At 50.4% G+C, this 13,593-nt stretch carries 10 protein-coding genes; 5 read left to right on the top strand and 5 right to left on the bottom strand.

Annotation, left to right across the window (positions count from 1 at the left end; genetic code table 11):
- Window positions 1-16: 16 nt before the first annotated feature.
- The 4 genes from BV405_RS02445 to BV405_RS02430 form a co-directional block, all read right to left on the bottom strand.
- Window positions 17-1,129, bottom strand: a complete 1,113-nt coding sequence (locus BV405_RS02445) for an enoyl-CoA hydratase/isomerase family protein (RefSeq protein ID WP_086479498.1) — start codon at window positions 1,127-1,129, stop codon at window positions 17-19.
- Between the two features lie 28 nt (window positions 1,130-1,157).
- Complete coding sequence (locus BV405_RS02440; RefSeq protein WP_086479254.1) at window positions 1,158-1,961, bottom strand: enoyl-CoA hydratase; 804 nt, start codon at window positions 1,959-1,961, stop codon at window positions 1,158-1,160.
- Window positions 1,958-3,124: an acyl-CoA dehydrogenase family protein gene (locus BV405_RS02435; RefSeq protein WP_086479253.1), complete on the bottom strand. Its 1,167-nt coding sequence runs from the start codon at window positions 3,122-3,124 to the stop codon at window positions 1,958-1,960. The genes BV405_RS02440 and BV405_RS02435 overlap by 4 nt, the downstream gene beginning before the upstream one ends.
- A 384-nt stretch (window positions 3,125-3,508) precedes the next feature.
- The gene (locus BV405_RS02430) at window positions 3,509-5,002 is read right to left on the bottom strand and encodes a CoA-acylating methylmalonate-semialdehyde dehydrogenase (protein WP_086479252.1); all 1,494 of its coding nucleotides are present in this window, start codon (window positions 5,000-5,002) and stop codon (window positions 3,509-3,511) included.
- Window positions 5,003-5,224: 222 nt separating this feature from the next.
- Here BV405_RS02430 and BV405_RS02425 point away from each other — a divergent pair, with 222 nt between their 5' ends.
- From BV405_RS02425 to BV405_RS02405, 5 genes are all read left to right on the top strand, one after another.
- Window positions 5,225-6,106, top strand: a complete 882-nt coding sequence (locus BV405_RS02425; protein WP_086479251.1) for an AraC family transcriptional regulator — start codon at window positions 5,225-5,227, stop codon at window positions 6,104-6,106.
- 272 nt (window positions 6,107-6,378) lie between these two features.
- Window positions 6,379-6,804 carry a MerR family transcriptional regulator gene (locus tag BV405_RS02420; RefSeq protein ID WP_086479250.1) on the top strand — a complete coding sequence of 142 codons (426 nt, stop codon included), beginning with the start codon at window positions 6,379-6,381 and terminating at the stop codon, window positions 6,802-6,804.
- A 238-nt stretch (window positions 6,805-7,042) separates the two neighbouring features.
- Entirely contained in the window at window positions 7,043-8,728 is a 1,686-nt protein-coding gene (locus tag BV405_RS02415) for an AMP-binding protein (protein ID WP_086479249.1), read from the top strand.
- Between the two features lie 152 nt (window positions 8,729-8,880).
- Window positions 8,881-9,792, top strand: a complete 912-nt coding sequence (locus BV405_RS02410; RefSeq protein WP_086479248.1) for a class I SAM-dependent methyltransferase — start codon at window positions 8,881-8,883, stop codon at window positions 9,790-9,792.
- A 202-nt stretch (window positions 9,793-9,994) separates the two neighbouring features.
- On the top strand, window positions 9,995-11,257 hold the full coding sequence (locus BV405_RS02405; protein ID WP_086479247.1) for a methyl-accepting chemotaxis protein: 1,263 nt from the start codon (window positions 9,995-9,997) through the stop codon (window positions 11,255-11,257).
- A 134-nt stretch (window positions 11,258-11,391) separates the two neighbouring features.
- Here the strand turns inward: BV405_RS02405 and BV405_RS02400 are convergent, their stop codons facing one another.
- Window positions 11,392-13,584 (bottom strand): LruC domain-containing protein, encoded by a 2,193-nt coding sequence (locus BV405_RS02400; RefSeq protein WP_086479246.1) that lies wholly within the window; start codon window positions 13,582-13,584, stop codon window positions 11,392-11,394.
- Between the last annotated feature and the right edge of the window lie 9 nt (window positions 13,585-13,593).

The following is a 13,593-nucleotide window of genomic DNA, read 5'->3' as shown; positions in this document are numbered from 1 at the left end:
TTTTTACACCAGCGGATTAAAGATCATTCAGCGGATGCTCTGCTTCCGGCCAAACCGGCTCAAAGAAACTATCCAGCCAGTCACCATCAACCACTGCGACATCGGTGCTATGCCATTTCGGCTCACGATCTTTGTCGATCAGCAAAGCCCGAATACCTTCTGCAAACTCACCTTTGCAGGCCGCCTGAACCGACAGGTTCAGCTCTGAACGGAATACTTCAGCCAGTGACATCTGACGGGTTGCTTTCAGCTGACGCACGATCAGCTGCATCGCCGTTGGCGAACCTGCCGCCAGAGTACCTGCGGCACGGGACAGCCACTTATCTTCTGTTTTAATGGATGTGATCTGCTTAACCAGAGTGGCCACATCATCGGCATCGGTCAGTTGCTGAATCAGGTCAAAATGATCGCGAACCGGCGACGTAGGCATTGCCTCAAGGCTTTGTGATTCCTGCTGACGCAGCACCTGATTCACAACAGTCTCAGCATCACCCGACCAATCTGCTGACTTCAGAGCATCAAAAGTTGCTTCACGACGATCATGGGTCACAAAACGATCACCCAGACCGACAAACAAAGCATCAGCGGCATTGATGTTGGCACCGGTCAGACCCAGGAACAGACCCGTGCGCCCCGGCATACGGTTCAGGAAGTAGCTACCACCAACATCGGGATACAGGCCAATGGTAATTTCTGGCATCGCAATACGGGCAGACTCGGTTACCACGCGGTGACTGGCACCTGCCATCAGACCCAGACCGCCACCCATTACAATACCGTTACCCCACAGGATAAACGGCTTGCTGAAGGTATGAATCAGGTGATCCAGACGGTATTCGTCCGTGAAGAACTTTTCAGCATAAGGGTTCGGGCCACCGGGATGCTCAACCATAGAGTTATAGAGCTGAACAATATCGCCACCGGCACAAAAGGCTTTATCACCGGCACCCTGTAACCAAACCGCTTTTACCTGATCGTTCTGCTGCCACGCCAGAAACTGCGGGTACATCAGCTCGATCATCTCAAGACTCAGAGCGTTCAGGGCTTTCGGGGCATTCAGAGTGGCAATGCCGATCAGATTGCCGTCACGGGTTGCCAGCTCTTCAAAAACTACAGGTGCATCAGACATCACAGGCTCCTCAGACTGATCACAGGGATCAGGCGTTTTTCCATTCTGGTTTACGTTTTTCCAGAAACGCATTCACGCCTTCTTTCTGGTCCTGAGTATCAAACAGATCAACGAAGAGTTCGCGTTCCTGCATGCAGCCTACTGCCAGAGAGTTATTACCACGGGCGTTGTGAACCAGCGTCTTACAGGCAGTTACCGCTACAGGACTCTGTTTAGCCACTTTTTCAGCCAGAGCAATCGCAGTCGCCAATGCTTCACCTTTAGCAACCACTTCTTCAACCAGACCGATCTTCTCTGCCTTTTCAGCGGTCACACGCTCACCACACAGAATCATGCGCTTTGCCCAACCTTCACCCACCAGCCAGGACAGGTTCTGAGTACCGCCAGCACATGGCAGAAGGCCAACAGCCGCTTCGGGAAGCGCCATCTGTGCCTGCTCTTCAGCGATACGGATATCGCAAGCCAGCGCACATTCCAGACCACCGCCCATGGCATAGCCATTGATCGCGGCAATAGAAACACCACGAAACTCCTGCAGGGTTTCGAAAGCTTCACCAAAGATACGCGCCATGTGACGAGCCACCGCTTTGTCACCATCAGCGAATTTATTCAGATCCGCACCTGCAGAGAAGAACTTCTCCCCCTGACCGGTAACAACCAGCGCGTAGATATCCAGATCAGCGTTCAGATCTTCGATCAGTTTTTTCAGCGCCGGCAGAGACTCATCATCCCAGGTGTTCGCCGGTGGGTTATTGATGGTCAGAATTGCAGTATTACCCTGAACTTCTAACAGCAGTTTTTCAGTGGTGGACTTAACGCTTGAATTGCTCATCGAATAACCTCCAGAACGCCGTCCATCATGACGCGGCGAGAAATAATTAAACGCATAATTTCATTGGTACCTTCCAGAATCTGATGCACACGGGCATCACGCATGTAGCGCTCCAGAGGGTATTCCTTGATATAGCCATAACCACCGTGCAGCTGAATTGCATCATTGGTTACTTCAAAACAGGCATCGGTAGCAAAACGCTTCGCCATAGCGCAGTAAAGCGTTGCCTCACCGTCTTTCTCATCCAGCTTGGATGCTGCCAGACGTACCATCTGACGGGATGCCACCAGCTGAGTCACCATATCTGCCAGCTTAAACTGCAGCGCCTGGAAGCTCGCCAGCGGCTTACCAAACTGCTCACGCTCCTGCATGTAGCGCTGGGTATCGTTGACAGCTGCCTGTGCGGCACCCAGTGAACAGGTCGCGATATTGATACGACCGCCATCCAGACCCTTCATGGCGATTTTAAAACCATCACCCTCTTTACCCAGAATATTACGGGCGGGTACACGCACATCTTCAAAGGTGATCAGGCGGGTTGGCTGGCTGTTCCAGCCCATTTTTTCTTCAGCTTTACCGTAGTGAATACCTTCGGCATCAGCGGGTACCACAAATGCGGAAATGCCTTTCGTGCCATCTTCCTGAGTACCGGTACGGGCCATCACCACCAGCACATCGGTGCTGCCAGCACCTGAGATAAACATTTTGCTGCCGTTCAGGATGTAATCATCACCGTCACGACGGGCAGAAGTACGCAGCGAACCCGCATCAGAACCAGCACCCGGCTCTGTCAGGCAGTAAGAACCCAGCAGCTCACCCATCGCCATCTGCGGCGCAAACTCATCACGCAGATCTTCAGCCGCAAAGCTTGCGATCATCCAGGTGGCCATATTGTGAATGGTGATATAGGCAGTGGTTGAGGTGCAGCCCATGGCCAGCTCTTCAATAATCACGCTGGCATCCAGACGGCTAAGACCCATGCCGCCGGCTTCTTCGGGTACGTAGATTCCACAGAAACCCATTTCACCGGCTTTTTTAATCACATCAACCGGGAAAATATGCTCGGCATCCCATTTGGCCGCATGTGGAGCCATCTCATTCTGAGCAAAAGATCGCGCTGCATCGCGGAACGCGATCTGATCTTCTGAAAGATTAAAATCCATAATTCATACCATTGGCTGTCATTCTTGTTGTTTAAAAGCTGTTTTTAAGAGCTGTTGTTTTAGTGCCGCTCTTTCAACATCGGTGCACTAAGGCTCTGAGCCTGATCATCTTTAGAAAAGCGAGCTGCCTAGATCGGAAAAATGTCTGCCGCAACACGACTTTATAAAGATGACGTTTACGTCAACTTCACTTAAACAATATAAGGGATAAACCCCATAATGCAATAAGATTAAAACTGTGTTTTTAAAGGAAAAAGACTGAGGGATAAAAACAGAGGAAGGGGCAGCTTCCTCCGTTTTTGAAGCAGAACCTGAGGCCACATCATTTCAGATTCTGCTGCTTCTCACAGAAGCCGGACACTTGTGCCCGGCTCCCAACCCGAATTACTTCAGGTTGATCGAGAAGTTAGGGCCGGATTCGATATCTTCGTTGAACCAGCGTGCAGTGATGGTTTTGGTTTCAGTGTAGAAACGAACCGCCTGCTTACCGTAAGCGTGCTGATCACCGTAGAAAGAACCTTTCCAGCCAGTGAAAGAGAAGAAAGGCAGCGGCACAGGAATCGGAATGTTAATACCTACCTGACCCACTTCGATTTCGTGCTGGAACTTACGTGCAGCTGCACCGGAAGCAGTAAACATAGAAGTACCGTTACCGTATGGAGAGTTATTGATCAGAGCGATCGCCTCATCCAGGGTATCAACCTCTACCAGACACAGCACAGGGCCAAAGATCTCTTCCTGATAGATGGTCATTTCAGGTTTAACGCCAGCAAACAGAGTTGGGCCAACCCAGTTACCATCCGGATAACCTTCTACCACACAGTCACGACCGTCCAGCAGCAGCTCTGCACCTTCATCAACACCTTTCTGGATCAGACCGCAGATACGCTCTTTCGCCTGAGGGCTGATAACCGGACCATAGCTTGCACCCGGATCGTTCCACGCACCCGGACGCGCCTGCATCAGTGCTTCTTTGATTTCGTGTTTCCACTCGCGGGCCTCACCCACCAGAATGGTTACCGAGATAGCCATGCAGCGCTGACCTGCAGCACCAACAGAAGCACCGGCAATGTTGTTGATCACACGTTGTTTAGCGGCATCCGGCATTACAACCATGTGGTTTTTAGCACCGGCGAAGCTCTGAACACGCTTCATGTTGTCGGTACCGGTTTTGTAGATGTACTGACCAACAGGAACAGAACCTACGAAAGAGATCGCACGAATATCAGGGTGATGCAGCAGGAAATCTACCTGCTCTTTACCACCGTGAATCACCTGCAGAACACCTTTAGGTGCACCGGCTTCTACAAACAGCTCAGCCAGACGCATCGGAGTCAGTGGATCCTGCTCAGACGGCTTCAGAATGAAGGTGTTACCGGAAGCGATCGCCATTGGGTACATCCACAGCGGGATCATTGCCGGGAAGTTAAACGGCGTGATACCGGCACAAACACCCAGAGGCTGAATGTAGCTGTAAGTGTCGATTTCACGAGCTACGTTTTCTACCGTTTCACCCATCATCAGGCTTGGGATGTTGGCGGCGTGTTCAACAACTTCGATACCACGCCACAGATCACCTTTTGCATCTTCGAAGGTTTTACCGGTTTCAGAGCTCAGAATCTCAGCGATCTCATCATGATGCTCTTTCAGCAGCGCCTGATAGCGCATCATTACACGGGCACGGTCAGAAATAGGTGTTTCTTTCCAGGTCTCGAAAGCCGCTTTCGCGCTTTCGTATGCAGCTTCCATTTCGCTTTGAGTCGCAAAAGGTACTTCGCACAGCACTTCCTGAGTTGCAGGGTTCGTTACTGGCATGAAGTTGTCAGACTTACTCTGAACAAACTCACCATCGATAAATAGCGGGACTCTTTTAGTCATATCAATCACCTTATTTCGTCCGGTTAACCGGTTTTATTGTTGTTAGTTCGCTGACAGGCTTAGCCATCAGTTGTTAGCATCTTAAATAGGCTTAAGACAAACCTAGCGGTTGCTTGGATATATGTAAACTAGCACAGGGTCTAAGAGGCAAGGATTGACTAAATTGCCCACTTACTGGACTATATTGCTGTTTGTCGTATTTCACAGCACAGAGTCAGACTAATGTCGCAAACCTCAGATTGGCCGCTCCCGTCCGGTAGCATACGCTACCTAGTCCCTCAGTTTCTTCGTGACAAGTTGCGCCAACACCCCTTGAGCTGTGGCCTCTACCCCATCTCCTTCGGTAACTATAAAGAAGCCCTTGGCCATCAGATGCAGCGACAGGATCATGATGATTTCCTGGTGATCTACTGCATCAAAGGCAGCGCCGATCTATGGCTGAAAGATCAGCACCATGAGGTAAATGCCGGAGACATCCTTCTCTTACCCCCCGGAACCGATCACCAGTACAAAACCCGGGATGATGATCCCTGGAGCATCTACTGGCTTCACTTAAAAGGAGAGGATTGTGCTCTTGCTGCAGAACACGCAGGTTTTTTTCAGGGGAATTATCTTCAGCAGTTCGGGACACACCCAAAGCTGATTCAGGACTTTGACCGTCTGATCGATTGCCGTACCGGCGGCTACAACATCAACACTTCTATTTATGCGGCCAACCTGATTCGTCAGATCCTGTCATATATTGCGCTTCTGAAACCAACCACAGCCAGCGCCCGCAGCAGTCAGTTAAGCCTTGATACTGTACATGCCCTAATGCAGGAGAACCTGCATACCCGTCTTGATCTGGACACACTGGCTAAAGAAGTGAACCTCTCCAAGTTCCATTTTGTGAACAAATATAAGGAGCTGACGGGCCTGACGCCGATCCAGCACTTTCTTCACCTGAAGATAGAGCGCGCCTGCTATCTGCTGGATATCACTCAGCAGAGCATCTCGGAGATCAGCTACAGCCTCGGCTACGAAGACAGCTACTATTTTTCCCGCCTGTTTAAAAAAGTGATGGGCATCGCCCCGACCCAATACCGCCGAAAACAGCGCCATTGATCAATTATTTCCTCAGTCAAACCGACCTCCTGCTCCGCCCAGCCACGACGGGAGCTACGGATGATTCCATCCACTTTTTTTGCTAAAATTCGCTTTTATTTCAAGCAGTTAATATAAGCATTTTTTGTATAAGCATTTCCGCTGGCACGAGGTTCTAAAACTCGCCTCTCTCATTTCACCGGCAACTGCTTGCTTTTCACCTTTACGTAAACGTAAACTTTGGATAGAGTTAGCCTGAACAGACAGGCAGACACACTGGCGGCCTCATAAAGATGACCCTACAAAATAAAATCACTAAAAAAACATACGGCATTAGCGAGCTGTCTAAAGAGTTCGATATCACAACCCGTACCATTCGTTTCTACGAACAGCAGGGTTTGATCTCGCCTACCCGCAACGGTCAGACGCGTATTTACAGCGAAAAAGACCGGGTTCGCCTGATGCTGACCCTGCGCGGTAAACGCCTCGGCTTTAGTCTTGCTGAAACAAAAGAGCTGTTTGATCTCTATGACACGACTCTGGAAGGTGACGAGAAGCAGCTGAACCTCATTCTGGGTATTCTCAGTGAGAAAAGAGCCGAACTGGATCAGCAGCTGCAGGATATCCAACGGGTTCAGACTGAACTGAATCTGGTTCAGGATCGTTGCCAGAAGGCGCTGGATGAAGTGCTCAATAAGAAGAAAAGCAAATCAGCCTGATCGACGTAATCAATCAAAGCTCTGTTCGAGGTAATCTTTCGTTTATCAACCTGCACCATCATTAGCAGGTCTGCCCGTCTACAACCCACGGGCCAATACAATTTAGATCCGTCAGTCAAAAGCCTTAACGAATTCAGCCGCCGCCGGTAATAACAATAACAGCGCCGACGGCAGCGAGGACTTAGGAGCAGGTATGCTCCAGTTAAAACAACAATAAAATCAACCTAGAAGGTGGGTTATGACTACAAAAGCAATGAGCTACGTCAGCGGCACCAGTGACATGCCTCTGATCGGTAAAACCATTGGTGATCTGTTTGACGAGACAGTCGCCAAGTATCCAACTAACGATGCTCTGATCTCCCGTCATCAGGGTTTGCGCTATACCTATAAAGAGCTGCAGACCGAGGTTGATCGTTGCGCTAAAGCCCTGTTGCACCTTGGTGTACAGAAAGGCGAACGTGTTGGTATCTGGGCTCCGAACTGTGCTGAATGGTGTATCACCCAGTTTGCTACCGCTAAGATCGGTGCGATTCTGGTTAACATCAACCCAAGCTACCGCACCCACGAGCTGGAATATGCCCTCAAGCAATCCGGCACCAGCACCCTGATTCTGCAGGGTCAATTCAAAGTTTCCCATTATGTCGACATGATCTGTGAGCTGGCTCCGGAACTGCGCGACAGCGTTGCCTCTCAGTTCAAATCCGAAAAACTTCCTCAGCTTAAACGTGTGGTTTGTCTGGATGAAGATCTGGCTACCGAAGGCATGTGGACCTGGTCTGATTTGATGTCGATGCACGACAAAACCACAGATGCTGAACTGCGCGAACTGCAGGCTACGCTTCAGTTTGATGACCCGATCAATATTCAGTACACCTCCGGCACCACAGGCGCACCGAAAGGCGCAACCCTGAGCCACCACAATATCCTGAACAACGGTTACTTCGTTGCCCGTGGCATGGACTTTACCCATAAAGACCGCTTGGTAATTCCTGTTCCACTTTACCACTGCTTCGGCATGGTAATGGGTAACCTGGGTTGTGTGACTCATGGTGCGACCATGATCTATCCGGCGGATGGCTTTGATCCGGTAACCACGCTGCAGGCAGTGGCAGAAGAGAAAGCGACAGCACTGTATGGCGTTCCGACCATGTTTATCGCCGAGCTGGAACACCCTGAGTTTGATTCCTTCGATCTGAGCACTCTTCGTACCGGTATCATGGCAGGTTCGATCTGCCCTATCGAAGTAATGAAGAAAGTGATCGCCAAGATGCACATGAAAGATGTGACCATCTGCTACGGCATGACTGAAACCAGCCCGGTAAGTTTCCAAACCAAGATGGATGCGCCCATTGAGAAGCGTGTATCGACTGTGGGTACTATCCACCCTCACCTTGAGGTAAAACTGGTCGATCCTGAAACCGGCAACGTGGTTGAACGTGGTGAAAAAGGCGAGCTTTGCACCCGTGGTTACAGCGTGATGCTGGGTTACTGGAACAACGAAGAAGCCACAGCTAAATCTATCGAAAACGGCTGGATGCACACCGGTGATCTGGCAGAGATGGATGAAGAGGGTTATGTCGCGATCACAGGTCGTATCAAAGATATGATCATTCGTGGCGGTGAGAACATCTACCCACGTGAAATTGAAGAGTTCCTTTACACCCACCCTGATGTCAGCGACGTTCAGGTGATCGGTGTACCGGATCAGAAATACGGTGAAGAAGTGATGGCTTGGGTTTCCCTGCACGAAGGCAAGGATATGACCGAAGAAGAGATCCGCGAGTTCTGCAAAGGCAAGATCGCTCACTTCAAAGTTCCGCGTTACTTCAAGATCACCCGTGACTTCCCGATGACGGTGACCGGTAAGATCCAGAAGTTCAAAATGCGTGAGATCAGCACCGAAGAACTGGGGCTGGAAGGCTAAGCCATCAGACAGGTTTTCCACTGACGCACCGGTCAGCCTGAACTCTCATTAAAGGCTGATCTGCAAGTGACTCAAAGCGGCTCTTTTGATACAAAAAAAGAGCCGCTTTTTTTCGTCTTAAAAAAGCCCTACAGATCAGGAAGATATCCCAAATGAGTAGCGTTGCTGAGCACTATTATCAGACCAATCAAACCACCAAGCAGTCGGCTGAGTCATCTTCACAGGCAACAGAAGCCGTAGCTCCCCATCAGCAGCTCTGGCAAAGCATCGTCAGTGCTTTGCAAAATGCGGATATCCAGCTGACAGATCTGAATACCGATTTGCTCGCCCCCATCGATCAGCTACATATCGGTGGTCGTCAGGCAACGATTAAACTGCTCAACGATGCTGGTATTCAGTCCCAAAGCTGCGGTATCGAAATCGGTTCCGGCCTTGGCGGCACAGCACGCCTGATCGCCGACCAGTTTGATGCGGAAATTACCGCTATCGATATTACTCAGGCTTTCACTTTCGCCTGCGATGCGATCAACCAGCAGCTTGGCTATCAGCGCATTACCAGTATCTGTGCCGATGCCTGTGTACCTCAGGTGCCAGCCAAAAGTCAGGATTTTGTCATTAGCCAGCACACCCTGATGAATATCCCCGACAAACAACTCGCCCTAAAGACTCTGGCTGACAGCCTGAAAGATGGCGGCTTACTGTTACTCCACGAAGTCTTCGCTGGTGACAACAAAGAAGCCCTTAAACTTCCTGTGCCATGGGCATCAGAGCAGGTGCACAGTCATCTGCCACAGTTTGAAACGCTGGATCAGCTATTAGCCGATGCCGGATTTGTTGCGGTTCGGGTAGAAGATGTCACCGAACACGCGCTGGCGTGGCGAACCAAACATAGTCAACGGGAAAGTGGCAGTGCCGATAAAGGACATACCCAGCAGAAATCACCGCTTAACCCGCAACTCATCTTTGGCAAGCGCTTTGTCGATATGGGTAAGAATCTGATGGCAAACCTGGCCGATAATAAAGTTCGTGTTGTTGAAGCTATCTATCGGCTGGAAAAGCCCTGAACGGGTTTTGCACTGATACCTAACCTGCACTAAGTATCAGATCAATTAACCCACTGAAAGCAGTGTACTTATTTCGTTAACAGGGTAATCTCTAGACCTTTACGGCCGGAGTTAGCTCTCTGTGCCGCACTACTACCGCCCTAATGGACCCCACCGGTAGTTCTAACAATTAAAAAAGACCCTCTTAAAAGGAGCTTGTTACATGAACGCCGCGATTCAATCCGGTACACAGGCTGAAGGCAAACCGCTACGACTGCAGGTACTGTTACGCCTTACCCTACCCTTACTGATGGTGCTAACCGGTATTACCTTCTGGATTCACTCCGAGATGAATGTCCTTACCGGACTGGCAGATGGTAGTGAAGGTGCTCAGGAACGTCTGAAAAACGAGCTGAACAGTTTTACCATTTGGCTCACATTCGTGATGATGATTTCCGCCGGTGTCATGACAGGCCTGGTAATGCTACTGACCAGCTCCATTCTGAAACCGCTGGAAAGTCTTCACTCCGCCCTTGAGGTAGTGACCAGTGATGAAAGCGGTGTAAATGCTCGTCTCAAGCCCTTTGGTCCCAAAGAGGTTCAGGCAGTTACCCTGAGCTTTAACCGTTTTATGGAGAAGCTCGGTCAGTCTGTCGATTCCATTATTCTTGTCGCTACCGATCTCACCTCCTCTTCCAAACAGCTCGAAAACACTGGCCTTACCCTGAATGAGCAGGCCACCAGCCAATCCCGGGAGATGGAGCAGGTTTCCCTTGCCGCTAGCCAGCTGACTGGCAGTTTTGAAGAAGTGGCCCACAACGCACAGAAAGCGTCTGATGAAAGTGTGCTGGTAAAACAGCAGGCAGAAAAAGGTCATACCGCACTGGTCGAAAACCAGAAGCAGATTACCGCGCTGTCCGAGCGCATCAGCAACGCGGCAATTGATCTGCAACAGCTGCATAAATCCAGCGAACAGATTGGCGATGTACTCAACAGCATTACCGACATCGCTGAGCAAACTAACCTGCTTGCCCTGAACGCCGCTATTGAAGCCGCCCGTGCTGGTGAGCATGGTCGAGGCTTTGCCGTAGTGGCTGATGAGGTACGAACTCTGTCCGAGCAGACCCGAAACTCAACAGAGAAAACCCAGAGTGTGATTCAGGAGCTGAGAGTCCTGATCGAAAAAGGGATTTCAGCAATGGATGAAGGTGCGCGGGAAGCCGCTGAAGCGGTAGACCGATCCCGACTGGCAGAAGTTGCTCTGACGGATATTCTGACCGCTGTTAACCAGCTGGAACGGATGAACACTCAGATCGCCCATGCCACAGAAACCCAGCAATCCACCATGGAAGAAGTGAACCACAATATTCACCATCTGGCAGAAGCGGTTGCTGTTCTGCAAACCGAAACGGTACAGATCAGCCAACAAAGCGCCTCTATGGCCGATGCCGGTCAGCAGATGGAACAGGTTGCCCGGGCGATCTAATAACGTTTTTTCTGATAGAGCTATGCGCGTTTAAATTGTCTTCTAACCCTAGATAAGACAAAGCAAAAGCCCGGTAAACACTTATATCTGTTTATCGGGCTTTTGCATTTTGCGGCAGATATGCCAAGCCTTGATCAATCCTGCATCTGATTAAAGTTAAGAATGATCTTTTGCTCACTGGCCGGATTCAGATACCAGCTCTTCTTCAGACTGCCACCAGAGGTCACAAAGTCTGCAAATTCAGGGTAAGCCGATACCAGATCCACCTTCTCCACCGGATGATCCCAAAGTGCCGGTAGCTCCAGCGCCCAGGGCATACCGTTGGCAGTGACAAAGCTGCTTAGCGGATAGCTGGAGCTGTCATCATGGGTTGCCAGCAGGCTGGAATCAAAACGGGCACTCACCGCTTTATTTTTCAGATGCACCTCCAGTCCACGACCCGGCTGATAATTCAGGCCGTGATAGGTATTCGGTGTGGCAAAAATAAAGGGATTGAGTACATTCATCGGTGCCTGAGACGGATCAACAGGATTCACCAAAGGCGCTGAGATATAAAACGTCAGCTGATTGGTTTCATCACAGCCTTTTTCTGAGCGATAGAAGGTACAGCCACTGATGGGATCGACCTGATCCCAGAGGTTCTGGCTGACCACCAGCACCGCATCATCACTGTCCGCATTTGTTTCCAATGCCGAGCTGGTTTGCGAAATGCCGTTCAGTTCAAAACGCATGGCTGAGGTATTGATATTCCCGGTAGCGATACCGTCCAGCTGAATTGCAAAGCCGTTTTTATAGCCTGCGCCTACCGCCAGCACTCGCCCTTCCACAGCGTAACGGTTCACCAGACCATCATTCAGATAGCGGTAGGTGCGATAAGCCACCACCACATCATTCATGTCGTAATCACCCAGTTTCGGCCATTTATCTTCATAAGCCAGCGTGGTGTATTCGTTACTGCCGGGATAAACAATGATAGATGTCCCCTGCTCGGTTATGACTACCTGAAAGTCCTCTACCTCACCATCGGAAACACCACCGGTCGGACCAATGCCCTGAGTTGAGGAATAACGCGCCCGAACCCAGGTTTGTCCCAGTTCCGCATCGGCAGGCACATCCACAGCCACAATATTGGCACCATCAACTAAAGCCTGATCGATAACCGCATGATCACTGTTATCAAACTGACCGTTCTGATCCCAATCCGCCCAGACATTGAGATAACCGGCACCGGTCGCTTCCACCTGTACCACGGCATCCAGAGATTGCTCAAAACCGGTAATTTGAGTGACCCCGTTATCATCGCCACCAGCGGAAACACCCAGATAGAGATCCTCACTGATCATGTGGCGGGCACCGTTGCTTTCTAAAGTGGTGCCGTAGCTGTCCGGCGCATCACCGAAATCGATGGTGGATTGTTCGCTAATCAGGGTTGCGGTAGCACAACGGGCACCATCGTTTTGAGAGGACTGCGGGCCATTAGCAAAGAACTCAGCGGTAGGGTTATTAACCGAAACATCGATACGGAAGATAAAGCCGTCAGCGTTGCGGCTGATATAAAGGGTGCCCTGTTCATCAAAGTAAGAGGCACCGAAAACACCGGTGACGCCGACGTTGCCCAACTTAACTGAACTACCGGTTTCCGCCTCGATCCGATGCAGATTGCCCTGCTTATCTACCGCATACAGGTAGTTATTGATCGGATGGCTGGCAAAATCATAGATCGCAAGACTCAGGCTTGAGCCATCGATGATACGGCTGATAACGCCGTAATCAGGCGACTGAGCGTCCAGACTCACCTTATAAAGCCCATAACTGGCACCCGGACGGTAAAAGTAATACATATTCTCTGTCACAGAGGTATCACCAACATAGAAACTTGTGGCAGGCATACCGCTCAGATTCAGGTTTTCGATACTGTAATCGTTATGAATACGTACCAGATTTTTGTACTGATTGCTGAAGCCATAGAGATAGTTATCGTGCAGATTGAACGCCACAGCATTCAGGGTACTGGATGTGCCCAGATCACTGGCAAGCGTCTCGGTAAAGCCTGTTGCCAGATCCACGCTGTATAGCTTGGCCGGTGAGCCCTGCATCAGAAAGCCATTGGTCGGGCAGGCATCAAAAGCTGCTCCGCTCGCCTGACCCGATACAGCAACCAGCGCGCAGAAGCCTGCCAGAGTACCAATACGCTTCAGCTGGGTTTTCAGGCTTTTGTTTTGGCCTCTCTGACCTTGCTTTTGACCTCTCTGGCCTTTCTTTTGGCTTCTCTGATGACTGAGAGGTTCCGGCTTGTAGGGGCTGATATCGTAGTTGTTAAAGCGCATAAGTCACCT

Origin of the sequence: Oceanospirillum sanctuarii, from assembly GCF_002150805.1 — a bacterium.
Lineage (GTDB): Bacteria > Pseudomonadota > Gammaproteobacteria > Pseudomonadales > Halomonadaceae > Oceanospirillum > Oceanospirillum sanctuarii.
Note: the sequence above shows the minus strand (reverse complement) of the source record. Positions and strands in the feature narration are given on the sequence as shown.